Raw genomic sequence first — 21,410 nt, forward strand, 5'->3', positions numbered from 1 at the left:
ACAAATGAGTTTTTCGCTCGAACGGATAGACGATAAAGTAGAATTTTTCGAAGGATTTTCACTAGAAGAGATCGAGAAAAAAATACAAGTTCAGATCGATAACAACAGGGCCCTGCTGCTTCAGGTTCATTCTGTTCAGCATCACGCCATCACCCATGAGAAAACAGGCAGACCTTACTATTCTGCTGTCGTTCATTTTAAAGCCAAATAAAAAAGCAGGAGCATTCGCTCCTGCTTTTTGTTGCTATTCTGGTTTAACACTAACTGGTTTCCAACCTTTTCCATCAATCCACTCAAGTTCGATGGAGTAAACCTGGTTTCCTGATGATCCTGCTTTACTTACACGCGCATATGACTGTTGAGGTCCGCCATTGCCCCCTATTTTCCAGATCGTCATTTCATCTGCAGAAATTCCCATAACAGATTCAACAGCTTTTAACTTTTCATTCCAATCAGTGGAACCAAGCTCATAACTCGATCTATGTGGACCTGTTTGCGATGTTCCTACAGGCTCCCAAGGTCCTTCAAGGTTTGGTTCACCCGGCTTCTGGTCTGCTTCTTCTTCTTTTTCTTGATCTTCTTGATCTTGACCTTCTTTGTCTTCATCATCTTGATCTTTCTCTTCGTTAGCACTTTCTTCTTTCGTACTATCTTTATCAGTGGCGCTATCCGACTCTGAATCACTAGCCTCTGAATCTTCAGCCTCATCAGAAGTAACGGCATCGTCACTGCTACTATTCGATTTTTCATCCGAATTTGTTTGTGCGGTTTTCTGTTCTTCACTTGCGGTTTGCTGAGAGTCATCACCAGAAAAGACTATATTGGCAACAAGTACAAGTATCACTGCGAGAACAATTCCAATTAAACTGTTTAATACGATATTTTGTTTTCTCTTTGAATGACGGTCCCCATATCGTGATCTCAAACCCATCCACTCCTCTATTTAGCTGTTGTTCTTATTTTACCATCTCTAAATGATTCGTAGAAGGCTTGACTTTTGTATCGTTTTTATCTCTCATTTTGGTATAAATCCTTAACGATGGTTGCAAATGCTTCATAAGCTCGATATTGCTTTTCTTTTCGTTCAAAATCCACAACCACTAAAGCATATTGTGGAGAATCATAAGGAAAATAACCTGCAAACCATTGATGATCAAAGGAGACGTCTTCGCCAAGCTCTGCGGTACCTGACTTTCCTGCTACTTGTATCGGTAGATCGTTTAAATAAGCATTCCCCGTGCCACTTACTACCACTTCTCGCAATGATTTTTGAAGAGACTTGATTACATTTTTCGAAAGGTTTTCATCATGGCTTATTTCTTTGAAGCTAAGAAAAGTCGTTCCATTTCGATATAGAACATCACTAACGACTTTCACATCTTTCGCTTCCCCACCCCTCCCAATTGTCGCCATCATATTACCAATTGCTAGGGGACTTAATTTCACATTTAATTGACCAATGGCTGTTTGGTCGATTGCTTTACGTATCCTCTTATCTTTTTCATCTTTAAAAAAGATCGGGCTAGACTCGTCAGGAAACTGCTTAAAATTTTCATAATGATAAAGCTTATCTTCCCATCCAACCGTTGTTCCTACTCCAAGTTTCTCTGCGGTTTTCTCAATGACATCTGGATCAGTCTTAATAAGCTCTTCAGCAAGTTGTGTGAAGGTCGCATTACAGCTTTGGGCAAAACTATCTTTAAGGCTAAGCATCCCTAGCGTACGATTACCAATGCCATCACGGTACAAATTTTGATCGCAGTCAAAAAGACGTGTATCTTTAACCTCATTTTCATATGCTGCTGCAAGAATAATTGTTTTAAATACAGACCCTGGGAAGTACCCTTTCACCATTTGATTCATAGCCCCTTTCCCTAAGGGGTCTTCTGAACCGAATAATGGACGACTAACCATGCCGATTACGTTATTAGAGTCGATATCTATGAGAACCGCACCACCATTCGTAATACCTGAGTCATCGATCGCCTCCTCTAAATTCTTCTGAATTTTTGTATCTAAAGTGGTCTTCACTTGGAGAGGATAAAATGAATCCGTACTAGAGAAATACTTCACATCAAGTCCAAGAAGAGGGTTCCCCTGACGATCAGCATGATAAAGGAGCGTTGTATCACCTTCAGATAACAAAAAAGGGTCAAATGCAAGCTGAAGCCCCGATATTCCTAATTTTGTTTCTTCATCAATGGATCCTTCAGCCCATTTCTCTGGATATTTTGATTGAATTAATTCCGGATTAGGTCTCACAGCCCCAATAACATGAGTCGCCAATGGATTTTTATTCACAGGCTTATGGACGGCGTAGACCCCAGGAATACTTTGTTCATTTATCTCTTTCATTTGATCAATCGTTAACGATTTGTCAAAAGTAAATGGTTGTAACTGTCCCTCAAATGAGCGTTCAAGACTCTCAGGAGTGACATTTATAATTTGGGCTACCTCCTCAAGTGGCCATTCCCTCTCTTTAAGAAAGGGAAATAAAACGAGAGAAGGAATTGATTCACTCATCGGAATCCCATTTCGATCAAGTATCGTTCCTCTACCTTCATCTAGCACATAGGACTGTGTACGTTGATTGATGCTTGCTTCGATTAAATTGATATGATGTTTTGAGTAAGACTCCGTTTCAACTAATTGAAGTTGGATCAAACGTCCGATTAACAAAAACATCCCACATACAAGGAGGAGACCAATCCCAATCATCCTTCTCCTTATCATCTCTCTCACCTCTGTAAGAGTTTCGACGGATGTTCTCTATTTCAAACCTCCTACGGTCATTTGCCAGTGTACAGGAGCTTAATGAGAAGTATTTCATGCATAAGAAAAAGACAACCTTTATGGCTGCCTTTTTTTAGTCTTTTAATTAGATTACTTCTAAAATTTCCACACGGATTTCTCCGCCTGGAGTTTGTACGTTTACTTTTTCTCCAATTTGACGACCTAGAAGACTTTTGGCCATTGGGGAATCATTTGAAATCTTTCCTTCAAAAGGATCGGCTTCTGCACTACCTACGATAAAGTATTCTTCTTCATCACCGTCTGGAATTTCAACGAATTTAACACGCTTACCTATTGATACAACATTAGATGAGCTATTGTCTTCTTCAATAATTTCAGCGTTACGAATCATATTTTCAACTGTTTGAATACGTGCTTCTACAAACGCTTGCTCATCTTTTGCAGCGTCATACTCAGAGTTCTCAGAAAGATCTCCAAAACTACGTGCTATTTTAATACGTTCCACAACTTCTTTTCTTTTCTCAGTTTTTAGAAGGTCAAGCTCCTTCTCAAGCTTTTCTTTACCATCTTGCGTCATATAATACTTTTTATCCTCTGCCATTTCATTCACTCCTTCATCAATTAAGGGCATCAATCGTAATAAACTGTATGAAAAAAAGAGGTAAATATACCTCATTTAATCGTTATAGCATAGCTTTTTCTTCAAGTATCGTATGAATTTTCGTAACCATAAGGTCAATCGCAACTCGGTTTTGACCGCCTTCAGGTACAATAATATCTGCATAACGCTTTGTCGGTTCAATAAATTGAAGGTGCATCGGACGAACCACTGAGGTATACTGCTCAACTACTGAATCAAGCGTTCTCCCTCTGTCACGTATATCGCGAACCATTCTTCTTAAGATGCGAAGGTCAGCATCAGTATCAACAAAAAGCTTAATATCCATTAGATCACGAAGACGTTCATCTTCAAGAATTAGGATACCTTCCAAAATAATGACATCTTTCGGTTCGACAGGAATAATTTTATCAGATCTTGTGTGAACTGTATAGTCATAGACTGGTTTTTGAATCGGTTTATATAACATTAACTCTTTAACATGTTCAATTAACAGATCGTTGTCAAATGCAAGTGGGTGGTCATAGTTTGTACCAAGTCGTTCAGGCATTGACTTTTCACTCTGATCTTTGTAGTAAGAATCCTGTTCAATAACTAAGACGGACTGATCGGCAAACTGTTTAAAAATCTCTCGTGTTACAGTGGTTTTACCAGAGCCTGATCCTCCAGCAACACCAATTACTACGGGTCTATTAACCATAATTCTTCCCCTTCTATTATAGAAAAACCGCCCGTACATTTGTACGTCGGCTTTCCTTCTTCATGAGTTTTTACGCTGACTAACAGCTAGACCATCTCCAATAGGATAAATCGTTGTATCTAACTCGGGATGGGAAATTAAAAATTCATTATAAAGACGGAGCTTTTTCACCATTGATTTAAAGCGCTTCTCCTCTATCTCATCTTCTGCAACCAGTCCTCTGAATAAAATATTATCAGAAAAGACGATGCCGCCTTCTTCTAATTCATTATAAAATTCATCAAAAAAGCGCTTATACTGACCTTTCGCCGCATCAATGAATAGAGCTTGATAAGGGCCGTATTGTTTGAGATCGTGAGCTAGATCAAATGCATCGCCAAATAGGACTGTAATTTGATCTGAATAGCCAGCTTTATCAATGTTTGCGATCGCTTCGTTATAACGAGTTTCGTCACGTTCTACAGTAAGTATGGCAGTATCCGGCAAACGCTCAGCCATACGAATGGCTGAATACCCAATAGCTGCACCAATTTCTAATATTCGTTTCGGTTTCAAGAAAGAAAGAAGTTGAAGCATAACATCGAGACTCGTTTGTTCCATAATAGGAACATGGTTTTCCTCTGCATATTCCTCAATTTCTTTAATTAAGCCTTCTCGATTCGGCCGTAAAGATTCAAGATATTGTTCAACATGATCGGATATCATGATCGGTCCTCCTTCATGTAACCCGAATAATTTTATCATAATCGAAAGGGGAATGGTAGTCTTACTCGCCATTCCCCATAAATTTCTTATTCTTCTTTCTCCTCTTCTTCTTTCTTCTTATAATACTCGTCCCATTCCTCTTTATACTTAGCTACTTTTTTATTGTGTTCTTTATTTGTTTCTGAGAACAACGTCTCTCCACTTGGGCGAGCATAGAAATAGAGGGCATCTGTATCAGCAGGTTCAATCGCAGCTACTATAGATGATTCACCAGGGTTCGCGATTGGTCCTACGGGCAAACCTTTTTGTTTATACGTATTGTATGGCGATTTTAAATCAAGATCATCCTGTGTAATTTCACCGGATTGTTCTCCTCTGGCATAAACAACGGTAGGATCCGTTTGTAAGATCATATCCTTATCCAGACGGTTATAAAACACTTTTGAAATCTTTGTTCGATCAGCATTGGCGGAGGCTTCTTCTTCAATGATCGATGCGAGCGTCATTAGTTCATGGATTGAGTCGTCCCGATCTTCTATTTCAGATCGATATTTATTTAGCACACTGTCTGTTTTATCTAACATCTCTTTTACAACAGCTTCCACTGACGGTTCTTCTACAAAATCATAAGTAGCAGGGAATAGATAACCTTCGAGCGGATGACGTATATCATCATTTAGAATATCATCTGTTAAAAACCAATATTCATTAATTAGAGCCTCCATGTACTTATCATCATCTAACTGCTTCATCACATCTTCTTTCTTTAAATCCAATTCTTTTGCGATACGGGCGGCTATGTCTTCTATCCAGATTCCTTCTGGTACAGGAATCGTAGCAACAGCCTCTTTCATTACTTTTCCGCTTTTCATAATCGCAATAATTTCATCCATCGTCATCGATGGTGAAAGCTCATAATCTCCAGCCTGAAAGCCGCTTTCATTCTTATATTTTACATAATAACGAAAAGCCGTCCCATCTTTGATAATTCCCTCTTGTTCTAAGGTTTCACCGATCGAAGAAGTTGAAGATCCAATTGGAATCGTAACAGCTGTTTTTGTGCTACTATTCGGATCCACTGGCTCAAGAATGTTTTTTATGTAGAAGTAACCACCTGTTATAACGGCAGCCACCGTTATGGTTAAAAGCAATAGAATGATAAAAACAATTTTTCTTACCGTATGATTTTCACTTTGGCGCTTCATAAGCTTCTCTTTGTACAAGTCTTTAAAATCAGACAACGCCGTGGCCCCCTTTCGTTCTTCACCTATTATACTACAAGTCGACATATTGTCAGCGTTATTGCTAACGTTCGCCATATTTACTCCAACATGTATTATACAAGTTAACGATAGAGGTTTGTAGTCATTTCCAAAATTCAGTAACGAAACGTTGTTATAATGATCAACTAAACATAAAAAAGCTACCGATGAACACATCGGTAGCTTTAATTGAACGTTATTCGTTCTCGTCCTCTTCCTCTTCTGAGAAAGTGTTGAGCATTTCTTCAACCATTTCCCATTCCTTATCTGATTCGATAGGGAAGAGCTTATAGTCTCGTTCTTCGTTATCTTCTTCTTCATAACGGAAAGCGTAAACCTCTACTTCTTCTTCGCTATCTGCCTGATCAGCTGGAACCACAGTCATATAAGATTGTCCGTTCTCAGCTACGTCGAAAGTAAAGAGAACTTCAAATAAATGTTCGTCTCCGTTTTCATCTGGAATGATAATGCGTTCTTTTTCCTCCATGCTTTTCACCTCATTAATTTTGCTTGCTGTCTAAGTATCCTTGCAGAATCATAACAGCAGCCATTTTGTCGATCACTTTCTTCCTTTTCTTACGACTCACATCAGCACTTATCAGCATGCGCTCAGCAGCGACAGTTGTCAGCCTTTCATCCCACATTTCAACTGGCAAATTGGTACTTGTCCGAATGAGCTCTGCAAATGCCTGACAGGCCTCACCACTCGGACCAATTGAACCATTCATGTTCTTAGGAAGTCCAACAACAATCTTGCTGACATCATTCCCATTAATGATTTCCATTAAACGATCAGGAATCACATCCTGCATATCCGGGTTACGTTTCACCGTTTCTAATCCCTGTGCCGTCCAACCCATCGCATCGCTTAGCGCGACACCGATTGTTTTCGTACCGACATCCAAACCAAGTGTTTTCATGCTGTCTCCTTATCTCTGATGATGAGTAAGATACGATTTTACAAGCTCTTCGATTAATTCATCTCGTTCTAGCTTACGAATTAAGCTTCTCGCATCATTGTGTCTCGGAATGTAAGCCGGATCTCCAGAAAGGAGGTATCCCACAATCTGGTTAATCGGATTGTAGCCCTTTTCTTGAAGAGCGCTATAGACGGTGAGCAACACTTCCTGGACATCGTGATTGTCTGCGTCGTCTGGAAAATTAAATTTCATTGTTTTGTCCATCGAACTCATTCCTTACACCTCTTTCTCCGATCCCCATCTAGAATCGTAACTAGTCAACTAATTCTTATTGTACACTACTAAAACCAAATTAGGAAATGGATTTAACCCAATCTGTTGCATAAGCAAGCGCGTCATCTAACTTCTCAGGGTTTTTGCCGCCTGCCTGTGCCATATCCGGACGACCGCCACCGCCACCGCCACAGCGTGTAGCAAGCTCTTTAATCAATTTCCCAGCATGATAACCTTCTTTTACAAGGTCATCTGTAATACCAGCCGCAAGTTGAACTTTACCATCAGCCCCACTTCCCAATACGACAATGACGCTTCCAATCTGTGACTTCAAATCATCAACAATACTACGAAGGTTATTCATATCTGTATCGATGCGTTTAGCAACTATTTTCACACCGTCTACTTCTTGAACATCTCCTGCCATTTGCTTCGCTTCAACATTTGCAAGTTTTGACGTCAATGAATCATTTTGGCGTTGTAAATCACGGATCTGACCAAGTAGTGCTTCTGTTCTTGAGGGAACGTCCTTCACATTTGATTTTAACAAGTTAGCCGTGTTTTTCAAAATCGACACTTGTTGATTCAAAACCTGGTAAGCTCCTTCACTAGTTACAGCTTCAATACGGCGTGTTCCTGCACCAATACCTGATTCAGAAACAATTTTAAACAATCCAATTTCTGCTGTATTTTGAACGTGCGTACCGCCACATAATTCAAGACTATAATCACCAACACGTACAACCCGAACAGTATCTCCATATTTTTCACCAAACAATGCCATAGCTCCCATTGCTTTAGCTTCGTCAATAGGCTTTACCATCGTATTCACTGGAATGTTCGCCCAAATTTGATCGTTTACTTGTTTTTCAATCTCTTCAAGTTCTTCAGATGTAATCTGTCCGAAATGAGAGAAGTCAAAGCGAAGGCGCTCTGAACCTACGAGTGAACCAGCCTGGTTGACATGCTCACCAAGAACATCCTTTAAAGCTTGATGTAGCAAGTGGGTTGCCGTATGATTCTTTACAATTGCCGAACGGTTTGAACGATTGATTTCAGCTGTAATTTTTGCTCCTGTTTTTATTGTCCCAGATTCGACAACCGCCGTATGGACGTGCTGGCCGTTTGGCGCTTTTTGTACATCCGTTACGCGAAGCTGAACATCTTCACCCCTAATAACACCAGGATCTGCAACTTGTCCGCCGCTTTCAGCATAGAAAGGCGTGCTTTGGATAATAACTTGGATTTCGTCCCCTTCTGACGCTACTTCCGTCAACTCTTTGTCTTTTATAATAGCGACTACTTCTGTATCAACAGATCGCTCTTCATATCCGACAAAATCGCTTTCCACTGAAATATCACCGAGGGCACCACCTTGAACTTGCATAGAACCTACATCCTGACGAGCATCTCTAGCACGTTTACGCTGCATTCCCATCTCATGCTCGAAACCTGTACGATCAATTTCCATACCTTCTTCTTCCGCATACTCCTCTGTTAGTTCGACAGGGAAACCGTATGTGTCATATAGACGGAAAACATCGCTACCTGAAATAACGTGATTACCAGCTGCTTTTTCTTTCTTCATAATATCCGAAAGAATCGAAAGTCCTTCATTTAAGGTTTCGTAAAAGCGATCTTCTTCGTTCTTAATCACTTTCTGAATAAATTCTTTCTTTGCATTTACTTCTGGGTAGAACTCAACCATAATGTCCCCCACTACAGGAACAAGTTCATACATAAATGGACGGTTAATACCAATTTGTTTAGCAAAACGAACAGCTCGTCTAAGCAGTCTTCTTAGTACGTACCCACGTCCCTCATTAGAAGGTAGGGCACCATCACCAATTGCAAATGTAACCGTTCGAATATGGTCAGCGACTACTTTGAAAGCAGTATCTCCTTCTCGAGAAGCTCCATACTTCACTTTTGCCATTCGCTCAGTTTCACGAATTGTCGGCATGAATAGATCTGTATCATAGTTTGTTTTTGCATCTTGAATAACAGATACCATTCGTTCGAGTCCCATTCCCGTATCAATATTCTTTTTAGGTAAAGGGGTATAAGTTCCATCTGGATTATGGTTGAACTGAGAAAACACAAGGTTCCAGATTTCAAGATAACGCTCGTTTTCGCCACCAGGATAGAGTTCTTCTGTAGGATCTTCAAAACCGTATTCTTCGCCACGGTCATAGAAAATTTCTGTATTTGGTCCACTAGGTCCTTCACCGATATCCCAGAAGTTGCCCTCTAGTCGAATGATACGCTCTTCTGGAAGGCCAATTTTTTCACTCCAAATTGTATAAGCTTCCTCATCTTCCGGGTGGATTGTTACGGATAATTTATCAGCTTCAAAGCCAATCCAATCTTTGCTCGTTAAAAATTCCCAGCCCCATTCAATCGCTTCTTCTTTAAAATAATCTCCGATTGAAAAGTTTCCAAGCATTTCAAAAAATGTATGGTGACGAGCTGTCTTCCCTACATTTTCAATGTCATTCGTACGAATTGACTTCTGTGCATTCACAATTCGTGGATTATCAGGGGTAACGCGCCCGTCAAAATATTTCTTTAATGTAGCGACTCCGCTATTGATCCACAACAAAGTTGGATCTTCATGAGGTACTAACGATGCACTAGGTTCCACCGAGTGACTTTTTTCTTTAAAGAAATCGATAAACATCTGTCTTACGTCAGCTGACGATAAGTTTTTCATACGAAACATCCTCCTTCAATTCTGATTGAACTCTTTCGCTATTCAAGGTGGTTTTTTTACATACAAAAAAAACTCCCATCCCTGAATAAATCAGGGACGAGAGTTTTGTTTTCATACTCACGCGGTACCACCCTGGTTATAGACATAATTGTCTATCACCTCAAGCGACCGTAACGAGGTCGAGACGGCGGGGATTAATCCGCACTCAGGATTAGCGTTCTGCTGATCTTATTCATAAAGCTCTTTCAGCCAAGGAGCTTCTCTCTAAGGAATACATTTTGTATTCATGAATAGGGGTCAACATACTGGATCCGTCAATGTGTTTGTTTCTTAATCTCTGAAATAATTATAGTCAGAGCTTGAATCGTTTGTCAATTGCTTCGTTCATCTTCGTTATGATAGAGAATGAGCGCCTTTAAAACCGCCAGAACAGGAACTGCCAGTATCAATCCAATCACACCGGCAATTTCTCCTCCTGCTAGTAGGCCGAAAATAATAACGACCGGGTGAATATGCAAACTTTTCCCTACAATATAGGGAGAAAGGATATTGCTTTCAATAAACTGAAGAACAATAATGACGATGATCGTAATCAACGTCATTTTAACTGAAACAGTTGACGCAATTAATAATGCTGGCGCCGCCCCTAAAAAAGGTCCAAAATACGGAATAATATCTGTTACGCCGACAATAATGCCAAGCAAGATCGCATATGGAAGCTTAATTAACCAAAAGCCTAGTGCCGCAAGAACACCTAGAACACTAATGACAAAAAATTGACCTCGAATGTAATTTCCAAGGGATTCATCAATTCGAATCAATACGTTTCTACCCGGTTTTCTCCATTTTGGGGGTGTAACTCTCCAGGCTATTTTCTTTAAATTTTCGAAATCTTTAAGCAAATAGAACACAATAAAGGGAATGATCATGATAATAAAAATAGAACTTAATAGCTTTTTTGCTAATTCAATTGCAAGTGTTAATGTACGGTTAACGGCATCTTCAGCATCCTGAAACGATTGATCCACCTTTTCTTGAAGAGCAGGAGGTAAATTAGCTGTAAAGTCATAGGTGTGGTGCACCGCATCTCGATACATATCAATAAACATCGGCACGTTCTCCATTAACTCCTGTGACTGCTTCACAATATGCGGAATACCTTTAACAATTGCATATCCAGTGCCTCCAAAAAACAGGAGATAGATTAAGAGGACAGCGACACCTCTTGGCAGTCCTTCTTTATGAATTTTCTCTACAATCGGGTGAAGTAAATACGTAATGAGAGAAGCAATTAAAAAGGGAACGATCAATACCGTTAACACATTTACAATCGGCTCCCAAATCGGAGCTAATTTCAATAACAAATACACACATAGAAATACAAGCAGAAGGGTTGTTAAATAAATGAGCCAATTAAGGTTCCATTCACGCTTCACATTTGATCCCTCCTGCTATTCACATGCCATCTACAGTTCAACTCGCATATCATAATCTTCAAATAAATCATCAAGGGATGTAAGTGAACCATCTTCTTCTACTTGATGAAGGGAGAGTACGCCTTTGATCACAGACATTTCCACAAAACAGTTCCAACAATAGAATTGATTGGCACCGATCTTCCCTATATTTTTACTTTTGCAATTTGGACAATTCATCTCCATACGCCTCCTAATCGAGCTATTTAAGAAGATATACATTCCATCCTGTCCATCCGCTCCACATTCTATACAACGGCTCTAGAAGTGCATTGCCTGTCCAAATATTTTTCCAATAAAAAAAAAGCCAGAAATTCTCTGACTTTTAGATTGATTCTTCAATTGTTGTTTGTTCGCCAATCATTTCATGCAATTTCTCTGTTAACTGCGTATTTCGAATCTGATCATCTTCTGTTTTTATAGCAAGCTTAATCGCATCTTCTTCGCCGCACAAAATCAAATAATCCTTGCTTCTTGTAACGGCTGTATAAAGAAGGTTCTTCCGCAGCATCCGATAATATCCTCTTACAATAGGAAGAACAACAATCGGAAACTCACTACCCTGGGATTTATGGATGGAGCAGCAGTAGGCATGTGTTAATTGATTAAAGTCAGGCCTGTCATAAACCACTTCCTGTCCATCAAAAGAAACAACAAGTTGATCCTGCTTTTCAATATTTTCTTTCGCAAAGAATACAGAAACCACTTCGCCCATATCGCCATTGAAGACATTGTCTTCAGGATTGTTTACAAGTTGAAGAACTTTATCTCCGACTCGATACACGAGATCTCCATGCAAAAGCTCTCTTCGCTGATCTGTTGGAGGATTAAATAGCTTTTGAAGCTCCTGATTTAGTCGATCCACTCCAGCTGATCCTCGATACATCGGAGCAAGAACTTGAATATCCCGAGGAGAGTATCCCTTCTTTAATGCATTGCCACAAACTTGCGAAACAACCTCAATAATCTGCGATTGAGAACAAGGAAAGAACCTTCGATCAGGCGTCGGTTTATGGAACTCTTCTGGAAGCTCTCCTTCTTTAATGGAGTGGGCAAGATCAATTATCGAAGAGCCTTCAGCCTGCCGATAAATGTCCGTCAGTTTACTAACGGGAACAGCATGTGAATCAATCATATCCTTAAGTACCTGTCCTGGTCCTACTGATGGAAGTTGATCTTCATCACCAACAACAATCACTTGAATTTGAGATGGTAAGGATTTAAATAATTGATTGGCTAGCCACACGTCAACCATAGATACTTCGTCAACAATTAATAATCTACCTTCAATTGGATTATTCTCATCATGTTCAAATCCCGCCTCACCTTTCCAGCCAAGTAATCTATGTATCGTGAAAGCCGGTAATCCGGTTGCTTCACTCATTCGTTTGGCTGCTCTTCCTGTTGGTGCGACGAGCAGAACGGGAAAGGGATTTTCTTTTGTGTAATCTTTTGGATCTAAAGAAAGGCCATTTAATTCAGCATAAAGCTCAACAATCCCTTTTATAACGGTTGTTTTGCCCGTACCAGGTCCTCCAGTTAAAATCATGAACGGAGACGATATCGCTTTTTGTACCGCTTCACGCTGTGATGGCGCATATTGAATGCCGAGTCGTTCTTCGAGATCTCCAAGTGCGCGATAAAATTCAGATTCAGGAAATGAATCAGCATACTCTGTTTGTGACATCACATTATTCAATCCAGTGACAAGACCTTTTTCAGCATAGTAAAGTGAATGTAAATAGATTCTCTCTCGATCAAGAATTAACTTATCACTCTCGTAAAGCGAAATCAGTTCCCTTGAAATATCTGCTTCATCAAGTCGATCACCTAGCAGCTCATTTACAGATCGAATCAAAGCATCGTAATCTAGATACACATGTCCTTCCTGTAACGTTTGTTCATTTAACGTATGAAGACATGCCGCCCTAATGCGATCAGGATGCTTTCCCTCAATACCAATCGATTTCCCTAAATCGTCCGCTCGACGAAAACCAATGCCTTCCACGTCTTGAATAAGCTGATAAGGATTTTTCTCAACAATTTCGAGTGTTTCTTGCTTATATGCTTTAAAAATTTTCATCGATAGTCTCGGTCCAAACCCTAATTCAGTTAATCGAATCATAATTTGGTCAAGCCCCTGATGCTCCATAAGAGAATCATATAATCCTTTTGCTTTTTCTTCAGATAGCTTTGGTACCTTACTTAATATTGAGGGATCACGCATAATCTTAGCTATGGCGCGCTCTCCTAGCGCATCAACAATCGATTCCGCCGTCTTTTCACCAATTCCATGGAATAAATCACTTGATAAGTATTGAACAAGCCCCGGTTTTGATTCAGGCATCTGTCGCTCAAATGATTCAACAGCATACTGTTTTCCGTAGCGTGGATGGTCTGTAAACCGTCCATAGAAAACGTACGTTTCATCTTCCAAAAGCCTTGGAATCATTCCATTTACAACGACTTCTTTCTCATCATAGGGTTCATTCGTTTCTGAAATTCGTAGTCTTGCCACCCCATACAAACTATCTTCATTGAAGAAAATCATTTGTATCGGTCTTCCTTTGATATAGCCTTTTTGTGGCTGATCCATAAGATCTTCTCTCCAATAACTTAAAATTTAATTGTTATTGTTCATCGCTTGTTCCATTTGTTTCTTCCCATTACCTGCTAAGAGATGATCTGGTTGAATAGCGAGTGCACGATCAAAACAGCTTATTGCGTTCTCCAAATTTTCTTGATAAGCATAGCTCACACCCAAGTTAAACCATGCATCTGCATGATCTGGGTCTTCTTCAACAACTCTCTCAAACTGAGGAAGAGCCACATCGACTGCCCCGTCTTGCGCAAGACAAAGTGCATACTGGAAACGAGCTTCCGAATCTTCCTCATTTAGTTCAACAGCTCTCTGGAAGAAAGGTAACGCTAAACGTAGCGCATCCTGCATCATAAAGCATTGACCCATCATGAAGTGAACATCGCTTTGATCAAGTCCTTGCTGAATCGCTTTTTGATACATATCTGCAGCGTCTTTATACTGCTCTAGTTCAAAGAATGCATTTCCTGCGCCATAATACGCTGTCCCTTGCGTTTCATCCAGATCAATCGCTTTTTCAAAATATGCGACAGCCTGCTTAATTTCTCCTGCCTGTGCAAGGAGGTTTCCAATATTCGTATAAGCAACCGGATCTTTAGGATTCTCTTCAATCGCTTCATATAGTAGCGTTACAGCTTTTTCTAATTCTCCATTATTCATCGCTTCAATCGCTTGTTCATTTTTTTTGCTCATCTTAAAAACTCCTTATTTCTTTAGCTTATTCTCTAGTTTAGCATAAGTTAGCAGTTGATTCTTCACCTCAAAAAACAGCCCCATTTCTTTTTGAAATGAGGCGTGTCATTAAACGTATGTGAGTTCACTTGCATTCTTAAATACTTGATCTATTGTTGCGCCGCCGAGACACTCATCACCATTGTAGAAAACAACAGCTTGTCCAGGTGTGATTGCACGAACTGGCTCATCGAACGTCACTTTTAAACGATCATCATCAAGCTTCTTAACCGTTACCCCTGAATCTTTTTGACGATAGCGGAATTTAGCCGTGCACGTTATCTCATCATCAATTGGTAAATTGGATACCCAGCTTGAATTTACAGCAATAAGGGAATCAGAATAGAGCAGCTCATTATGGAACCCTTGATCAACGTAAAGAACATTATCTTCAAGATTCTTTCCAACAACAAACCACGGCTCACCGTCGCCACCAATTCCAAGGCCATGGCGTTGGCCAATCGTATAATACATCAATCCGTCATGCTGGCCTTTTTCTTCTCCATCAAGCGTCATCATCTTGCCAGGTTGAGCCGGTAGATATTGCCCAAGAAATTCTTTGAAATTTCGTTCACCAATAAAACAAATGCCTGTACTATCTTTTTTCTTAGCTGTCGCAAGACCTGCTTCTTCCGCAATTTCTCTCACTTTTTTCTTTTCAATGCCACCAAGCGGGAACATTACTTTCGAGAGCTGTTCTTGTGTTAGCTGATTTAAAAAATATGTTTGATCCTTATTGTCGTCAACGCCACGGAGCATTTTCACTTCCCCATCACGTTCAACGACTTGAGCATAGTGCCCTGTTGCGAGATAATCTGCTCCAAGCGTAAGTGCGTGCTCAAGAAATGCTTTAAATTTGATTTCTTTATTGCACATCACGTCAGGATTTGGTGTGCGTCCACCTTTATATTCATCAAGGAAATAAGTAAAGACTTTATCCCAGTATTGCTTCTCGAAGTTGACTGCGTAGTACGGAATGCCGATCTGGTTGCATACACGAATCACATCATTGTAATCTTCTGTTGCTGTGCATACCCCGTTTTCGTCGGTGTCGTCCCAGTTTTTCATAAAAATGCCAATTACATCATAGCCTTGTTCTTTCAACATTAAAGCAGCTACAGATGAATCAACACCTCCGGACATTCCAACCACGACTCGTATATCTTCATTCTTTTTTGCTGTCATGGTTGCACCTCCTCTTCTATAACACAAATTGTGTCCTGCCTATTTTATAACTTCTTCAACCGATTGACAATCTTAACGACTTCACCGGCTGCTCTCTTAGCATCATCGATCGAATTTCCATATCCAAAACTAAATCGTATCGCTGTCTCTGTTCGCTCATTATCACCAAACATAGCTGTTAACACGTGGGAAGGTTCATGGGACCCTGCCGTACAAGCCGATCCGCTTGAAACCGCAATTCCTGCAAGATCAAGATTCATTAGCATCGGCTCAACCTTTGCATCTAAAAAGCTAACATTCATAACGTGTGGAAGCATGTTTTGACTATCTCCGTTCACCAGATAAGAAATAGATTCTTCATCAAATATATCTATCATCACTTGCTTCATATTTTGATAAAGCTCGACTTTCGCATCTCTGTCTACATGCATTAGCTCAGCTGCCTTCTCCATTCCAACGATGCCAGCCACGTTTTCCGTACCAGCACGGCGCTTACGCTCTTGCTCTCCACCATAAGAATAAGGAACTAACTTTGTGCCAGCCTTTGCATACAGAAAACCTACACCTTTAGGTCCGTTAATCTTATGAGCTGAAACAGAAAGGAGATCAATGCCTATTTCCTTCACATTCAGGTCGATTAAACCATAAGCCTGAACAGCATCTGTATGAAATAAGATACCAGAATCGTTTGCTATTCTGGCGATCTCTGCAATAGGTTGTATGGTTCCTACTTCGTTGTTTCCATACATAACCGTAATCAAGATCGTTTCTGGACGTATCGCGTCTTTCAGGTCAGTTATCGAAATCCTACCATTCTCATTTACTGGTAAGTAGGTCACAGTAAAGCCTTCGTTCTCAAGTCCTTTGCACGCATTTAATGCAGCATGATGCTCAATCGACGTTGTAATAATATGATTTCCTTTTGCCTGGTTTCCTTTTGCGGCTCCGACAATTGCAAGGTTATCTGCTTCTGTCCCCCCACTAGTGAAAATCACTTCATTCGGGTTAGCATGAATACTCCTCGCAAGATTGCTTCTTGATTCATCAAGTGCGTGACGCGATTTCCGACCAAACTGATGGATACTGGAAGGATTACCAAAATCATTTTGAAGTGACGTCATTATTGCCTTCATCACATCAGGATGGACGGGCGAAGTTGCAGCATGGTCCATATAAATTGCATTCATTCCTATTCACCTCTTACGACCAGCCGTGAGCTGGCAACTAAATATAGAACATATAGCTATCTTGTTCGCCTTCTCCTTCATAAGTTGCAAGGTCTTCAAGCGTAGTTGAATCTAGAACATCTTTTACAGCATCTCGTATTTTTAACCAAAGATCTCGTTTGGCAGGTTCTTCATCATCCATTACTTCAACCGGACTAATCGGTCCTTCTAGCACGCGAATAATGTCCCCTGCTGTAATTGAGCTCGCTTCTTGTGCAAGAATATAGCCACCATATGCTCCACGAACACTTTTAACGAGACCGGCATTACGTAATGGGGCTACAAGCTGTTCGAGATAATGCTCTGATAAGTCTTTGCTTCTAGCAATGGATTTCAAAGAAGTAGGTCCATCACCGTGCTTTTTTGCTAACTCCATCATAATCGTTAATCCGTATCTTCCTTTTGTCGATATCTTCATTTCTTCCACCTCTTTCTATCAATCGAGCGACAAACGTTTTACACTGTGGCAAAGAATAACCAACGATCGGACCAATCGTTATACAAAACAAAAGCGTTCCAATATTAACCGGTCCTTGTAATAGCCAACCAAGAAAAAGAACCACCATTTCCATTGAAAGGCGAATGCGTTGTACTTTCCAACCCGTGCGCTCGGTTAAGACAAGCATTAAGCTATCTCTTGGACCTGCTCCTCTATCTGCCGCAATATAGAGACCAATTCCATACCCCATAATAAGAATTCCACTAATCAGCATAACCAATTTTCCCGGTAAATGATCAGGGGTTTTAAGAAAAGGAAGCCATAAATAAATGTCAATAAAAACGCCAACTAGAAGCATATTCAGGAAAGCACCAAGTTTTGGCCACGACCGTTCTAATAAAGACGTCGCCCCAATAATCACGAAACCTATGAGAATGGACCACGTACCAATCGTTAATCCGAACTGCTGATAAAGTCCGATGTGGAATACATCCCACGGCGCACTTCCAGCTTCTGCACGAATCATGAGAGCAATTCCAAAAGCCATAACTAAAAGACCTGAAACAAAGATTCCCCAGCTCATCCAGAACCAGGATATGCCCCTATTCGCTTGTTTCATTTCATCCCTCTTATCTCAATCTAATCTCATCTATCTAGCTATTGTTTCTGTTAGTAAACCTTCGCTATTATAGCACGAACCGCTTTTTCTTGCATTTCCAAAACCCGTATAGTATGTTTCAAATAACTATGAAAGGACGGGTTTTCTATGGATCTATTTGATTATCCAAAAGATAATAGCAACACTACGTCAGGACCACTTGCAAGTAGGATGAGACCGAGATCGATCGAGGAATTTATTGGACAGGATCATATTATTGGAGATGGAAAGTTATTAAGAAGAGCGATTCAAGCAGATCAACTAACACCTATGATCTTTTTTGGTCCTCCTGGAACTGGGAAAACAACCCTAGCTCGCATTATTGCCAATACGACATCAGCTCATTTTGAACAGCTAAATGCTGTAACGTCTGGAGTCGCTGACATTAGAAGATTGACCTCTGAAGCAAAAGATCGCTTGAAACTTGACGGTCAAAAAACAGTACTCTTTATTGATGAAATCCACCGCTTTAATAAATCGCAACAAGATGCGCTTCTTCCTTTCGTTGAAGATGGAACGATCGTTTTAATCGGAGCTACAACAGAAAGTCCGATGTTTGAAATTAACGCGGCACTCCTTTCGCGCTCAAGATTATTTCGTTTTGAACACCTCAACGAAATAACGATTAAGAACATTCTTTACCAGGCGATCGAGGACAAAGATCGCGGTTTTGGTAAATATAATATTGAAATCGAAAACGATGCTATCGATCATCTCATTGATGTTTCAAACGGAGACGCCAGAACGGCGCTAAATGCACTGGAACTAGCCGTTCTTACGACAACGCCAAATCAGGATGGGCAGCTCATGATTACACTCGCAATCGCAGAAGAATCCATTCAACAACGTGTACTTCAGTATGATAAAGATAGCGACAATCACTATGATACCGTTTCAGCTTTTATTAAAAGTATACGAGGATCAGATCCGGATGCTACGCTATATTGGTTAGCTAAAATGATTTATGCAGGCGAAGACCCTCGTTTCATTGCAAGACGTCTTTATGTTCACGCTGCTGAAGATATTGGACTTGCTGATCCGAACGCACTTCTTATTGCACACGCCGCAACTTATGCGGTCGAATTCATCGGAATGCCGGAAGCTAGAATTCCGCTAGCTGAAGCAGCCTTATACCTTGCTACCGCCCCTAAAAGCAATGGTGTTATTTCTGGTATAGATGCGGCGCTTGCCGCAGTAAAAAAGGAAAAAAACGGCACTGTCCCTGTCCATTTACGTGATTCTCACTACAAAGGGGCTTCAGAACTCGGACACGGCGTTGACTACAAATACCCACATAATTATCCAGGAGGTTACGTTCCTCAACAGTACCTACCTGATCATATGATAAGAAAAACGTTCTATAAACCTACTGAGCGTGGCCACGAAAGAACCATTCAAAAAAGACTGGATTATTTCAGTGAGCGTATCAAATCAGATAGTAAGAAACCGTAACAGCAGGGCTCTAGCTCCTGCTGTTTTTTTATCTATTCTTGCAATCTACCTTAAATTTACAAGACTTCTGTATAAATTCTTCCAGACTGGCAAAGCTATGATTACTTTCAAAACGCAAAGTTTTTCACCACATAAAGGAGCTGAAGGAAATGAAAGTAAGACAAGATGCCTGGTCTCATGAAGATGATTTAATGCTTGCCGAAACAGTGCTGCGGCATGTTAGAGAAGGTAGTACACAATTAAAAGCCTTTGACGAAGTCGGCGATCGACTTAGCCGAACATCAGCAGCCGTTGGATTCCGTTGGAACGCCATTGTCAGAGATCGATACGAACAGGCTTTAAAGCTTGCGAAAAAGCAGCGAAAAGAAATGAAGCGTGCTGAGCGTAGACAACCCGAATATACAAAGAACGAGATGCATACACCATTGCAGCAAGAACAACCTATCGCCAAACCTGTACTTAAAACACCAGTCAACACGACTGAACCAATCCAAACTAAGAAGGAACTAACGATGAGAGATGTCATCACATTCTTATCCAATCTCGAACAATCCGCATCCTCAACAAACAAACTTAGAACAAACCTTGATAAACTAGAATCGGAGAATCAGCTACTAAGAGAAGAAAACACCCTGCTCAACCAAAGAATCAAAACGCTTGAAAACGAACAACTAGTAATGAAAGAAGATTACCAATCCCTCATCCAAATAATGGACCGAGCCAGAAGAATGGTCGTCCTAAACGACAACGAAGACCAAAACGTCCCAACCTTCAAAATGGATAAGAATGGGAACCTAGAAAAAGTCGCGAGGTAAAAACGAAAAGCGGAAATGGACGTTTAGACCCGGCAGGCACTGGAGCCTTATCATTTGAACACGGTTTTTGTGTTCGAATGATAAGGCGAAGTGACCGAGGGTCTGGCCATTGCAGCTGGATCTCCGTAAAGCGGAAGTGGGCGTTTAGGGTCGACAAGCGCTGGAACCCTATAAATTGAACACGGTCTTTGTGTTCGGATGAATGGCTGAAGCGATCGAGACCCTGCCCACTGCAGCTGGATCAATGAAAAGCGGAGACGAGCGCTTAGAAACGGAGATATTGGAACGCTTGAACTAGAACACGCCCTGTGTGTTCTGGTGAAAAAGTGAAATATCGTAGTTTCTGCGAGTCGCAGCTGGATCTCCGAAAAGCGGAAATGGGCGTTTAGACCCGGCAGGCACTGGAGCCCTCCAAATTGAACACTCCCTTTGTGTTCGAGTTGGAGGGTGAAGTGACCGAGGGTCTGGCCATTGCAGCTGGATCTACGTAAAGCCGAAGCGCCCGTTTAGACACGACAAGCGCTGGAGCCCCATGAAAAGAACACGCTCTTTGTGTTCATTTTGTAGGGTGAAGAGATCGAGAGGCAGGGCGCTGCACTTGAATCTAAAATTCTCCTAAAGAAAAAGCATCCGCTCAAGACTTGAGCGGATGCTTTATTAATTGTCATAAAAATAGAAGAGCCCCAACTGTGCCGTCCTTTCCATAATTGTTGAACCTGCATTGGCAGGTGGGTGCCCTATTCCACTCTCCGTACGTCCTCAGCTACCGAGGCATGTACTTTGAACGGAAAGAATCAGGCTCCCGTTGTAAAAGTGTTGGCTCAAATTATTATGGAAGTAAACGAACACTTCAGGACTCTTCGTTAACTTGTAATTGAATTAT

The 21,410-nt window shown here is 40.8% G+C and carries 21 protein-coding genes and 1 other RNA gene; 3 read left to right on the forward strand and 19 right to left on the reverse strand.

What is annotated here, in order from left to right:
- The first annotated feature begins 4 nt into the window (after window positions 1-4).
- Entirely contained in the window at window positions 5-211 is a 207-nt protein-coding gene (locus ATG70_RS11015) for a YrzA family protein (RefSeq protein WP_098444348.1), read from the forward strand.
- A 33-nt stretch (window positions 212-244) separates the two neighbouring features.
- On the opposite strand, the gene ATG70_RS11020 is transcribed toward ATG70_RS11015, so the two are convergent.
- The 18 genes from ATG70_RS11020 to ATG70_RS11105 all read right to left on the reverse strand — a co-directional run bounded on the left by ATG70_RS11020 (window position 245) and on the right by ATG70_RS11105 (window position 18,221).
- On the reverse strand, window positions 245-925 hold the full coding sequence (locus ATG70_RS11020; protein WP_179886253.1) for a YrrS family protein: 681 nt from the start codon (window positions 923-925) through the stop codon (window positions 245-247).
- 83 nt (window positions 926-1,008) lie between these two features.
- The gene (locus ATG70_RS11025; protein WP_098444350.1) at window positions 1,009-2,733 is read right to left on the reverse strand and encodes a peptidoglycan D,D-transpeptidase FtsI family protein; all 1,725 of its coding nucleotides are present in this window, start codon (window positions 2,731-2,733) and stop codon (window positions 1,009-1,011) included.
- 145 nt (window positions 2,734-2,878) lie between these two features.
- Window positions 2,879-3,355 carry a transcription elongation factor GreA gene (gene greA, locus ATG70_RS11030; RefSeq protein ID WP_098444351.1) on the reverse strand — a complete coding sequence of 159 codons (477 nt, stop codon included), beginning with the start codon at window positions 3,353-3,355 and terminating at the stop codon, window positions 2,879-2,881.
- Window positions 3,356-3,437: 82 nt separating this feature from the next.
- Window positions 3,438-4,076 (reverse strand): uridine kinase, encoded by a 639-nt coding sequence (gene udk, locus ATG70_RS11035; protein ID WP_179886333.1) that lies wholly within the window; start codon window positions 4,074-4,076, stop codon window positions 3,438-3,440.
- Window positions 4,077-4,133: 57 nt separating this feature from the next.
- Window positions 4,134-4,778 (reverse strand): O-methyltransferase, encoded by a 645-nt coding sequence (locus tag ATG70_RS11040; RefSeq protein WP_098444353.1) that lies wholly within the window; start codon window positions 4,776-4,778, stop codon window positions 4,134-4,136.
- An 86-nt stretch (window positions 4,779-4,864) separates the two neighbouring features.
- Entirely contained in the window at window positions 4,865-6,019 is a 1,155-nt protein-coding gene (gene mltG / locus ATG70_RS11045) for an endolytic transglycosylase MltG (RefSeq protein ID WP_257147672.1), read from the reverse strand.
- A 217-nt stretch (window positions 6,020-6,236) separates the two neighbouring features.
- The gene (locus tag ATG70_RS11050; protein ID WP_257147774.1) at window positions 6,237-6,545 is read right to left on the reverse strand and encodes a DUF1292 domain-containing protein; all 309 of its coding nucleotides are present in this window, start codon (window positions 6,543-6,545) and stop codon (window positions 6,237-6,239) included.
- Window positions 6,541-6,960: a Holliday junction resolvase RuvX gene (gene ruvX, locus ATG70_RS11055; RefSeq protein ID WP_098444355.1), complete on the reverse strand. Its 420-nt coding sequence runs from the start codon at window positions 6,958-6,960 to the stop codon at window positions 6,541-6,543. The genes ATG70_RS11050 and ruvX overlap by 5 nt, the downstream gene beginning before the upstream one ends.
- Before the next feature lie 9 nt (window positions 6,961-6,969).
- Window positions 6,970-7,233, reverse strand: a complete 264-nt coding sequence (locus tag ATG70_RS11060; RefSeq protein WP_098444356.1) for an IreB family regulatory phosphoprotein — start codon at window positions 7,231-7,233, stop codon at window positions 6,970-6,972.
- Window positions 7,234-7,312: 79 nt separating this feature from the next.
- Window positions 7,313-9,946 (reverse strand): alanine--tRNA ligase, encoded by a 2,634-nt coding sequence (alaS, locus tag ATG70_RS11065; RefSeq protein ID WP_098444357.1) that lies wholly within the window; start codon window positions 9,944-9,946, stop codon window positions 7,313-7,315.
- A gap of 371 nt (window positions 9,947-10,317) precedes the next feature.
- The gene (locus ATG70_RS11070) at window positions 10,318-11,382 is read right to left on the reverse strand and encodes an AI-2E family transporter (RefSeq protein WP_257147673.1); all 1,065 of its coding nucleotides are present in this window, start codon (window positions 11,380-11,382) and stop codon (window positions 10,318-10,320) included.
- 30 nt (window positions 11,383-11,412) lie between these two features.
- Window positions 11,413-11,601 carry a hypothetical protein gene (locus ATG70_RS11075; RefSeq protein WP_098444358.1) on the reverse strand — a complete coding sequence of 63 codons (189 nt, stop codon included), beginning with the start codon at window positions 11,599-11,601 and terminating at the stop codon, window positions 11,413-11,415.
- 145 nt (window positions 11,602-11,746) lie between these two features.
- Entirely contained in the window at window positions 11,747-14,017 is a 2,271-nt protein-coding gene (gene recD2, locus ATG70_RS11080; protein WP_098444359.1) for an SF1B family DNA helicase RecD2, read from the reverse strand.
- Window positions 14,018-14,044: 27 nt separating this feature from the next.
- A complete protein-coding gene (locus tag ATG70_RS11085; RefSeq protein ID WP_098444360.1) occupies window positions 14,045-14,713 on the reverse strand; it encodes a tetratricopeptide repeat protein in 669 nt (222 codons plus the stop codon).
- A 108-nt stretch (window positions 14,714-14,821) separates the two neighbouring features.
- Entirely contained in the window at window positions 14,822-15,937 is a 1,116-nt protein-coding gene (mnmA, locus tag ATG70_RS11090) for a tRNA 2-thiouridine(34) synthase MnmA (RefSeq protein WP_098444361.1), read from the reverse strand.
- A gap of 44 nt (window positions 15,938-15,981) precedes the next feature.
- Window positions 15,982-17,124, reverse strand: a complete 1,143-nt coding sequence (locus ATG70_RS11095; protein WP_098444362.1) for a cysteine desulfurase family protein — start codon at window positions 17,122-17,124, stop codon at window positions 15,982-15,984.
- 37 nt (window positions 17,125-17,161) lie between these two features.
- Window positions 17,162-17,581 (reverse strand): cysteine metabolism transcriptional regulator CymR, encoded by a 420-nt coding sequence (gene cymR / locus ATG70_RS11100; protein WP_098444363.1) that lies wholly within the window; start codon window positions 17,579-17,581, stop codon window positions 17,162-17,164.
- Window positions 17,514-18,221: a YczE/YyaS/YitT family protein gene (locus ATG70_RS11105; RefSeq protein ID WP_098444364.1), complete on the reverse strand. Its 708-nt coding sequence runs from the start codon at window positions 18,219-18,221 to the stop codon at window positions 17,514-17,516. The genes cymR and ATG70_RS11105 overlap by 68 nt, the downstream gene beginning before the upstream one ends.
- A gap of 147 nt (window positions 18,222-18,368) precedes the next feature.
- Here ATG70_RS11105 and ATG70_RS11110 point away from each other — a divergent pair, with 147 nt between their 5' ends.
- Both ATG70_RS11110 and ATG70_RS11115 read left to right on the forward strand, forming a co-directional pair.
- Window positions 18,369-19,712: an AAA family ATPase gene (locus ATG70_RS11110; RefSeq protein WP_098444365.1), complete on the forward strand. Its 1,344-nt coding sequence runs from the start codon at window positions 18,369-18,371 to the stop codon at window positions 19,710-19,712.
- 149 nt (window positions 19,713-19,861) lie between these two features.
- The gene (locus ATG70_RS11115) at window positions 19,862-20,527 is read left to right on the forward strand and encodes an RsfA family transcriptional regulator (RefSeq protein WP_098444366.1); all 666 of its coding nucleotides are present in this window, start codon (window positions 19,862-19,864) and stop codon (window positions 20,525-20,527) included.
- A 676-nt stretch (window positions 20,528-21,203) separates the two neighbouring features.
- Here the strand turns inward: ATG70_RS11115 and ssrS are convergent.
- A non-coding RNA gene (gene ssrS, locus ATG70_RS11120) (6S RNA) lies at window positions 21,204-21,387 on the reverse strand.
- Window positions 21,388-21,410 lie beyond the last annotated feature (23 nt).

Origin of the sequence: Bacillus sp. es.036 (assembly GCF_002563635.1) — a bacterium.
Lineage (GTDB): Bacteria > Bacillota > Bacilli > Bacillales > Guptibacillaceae > Guptibacillus.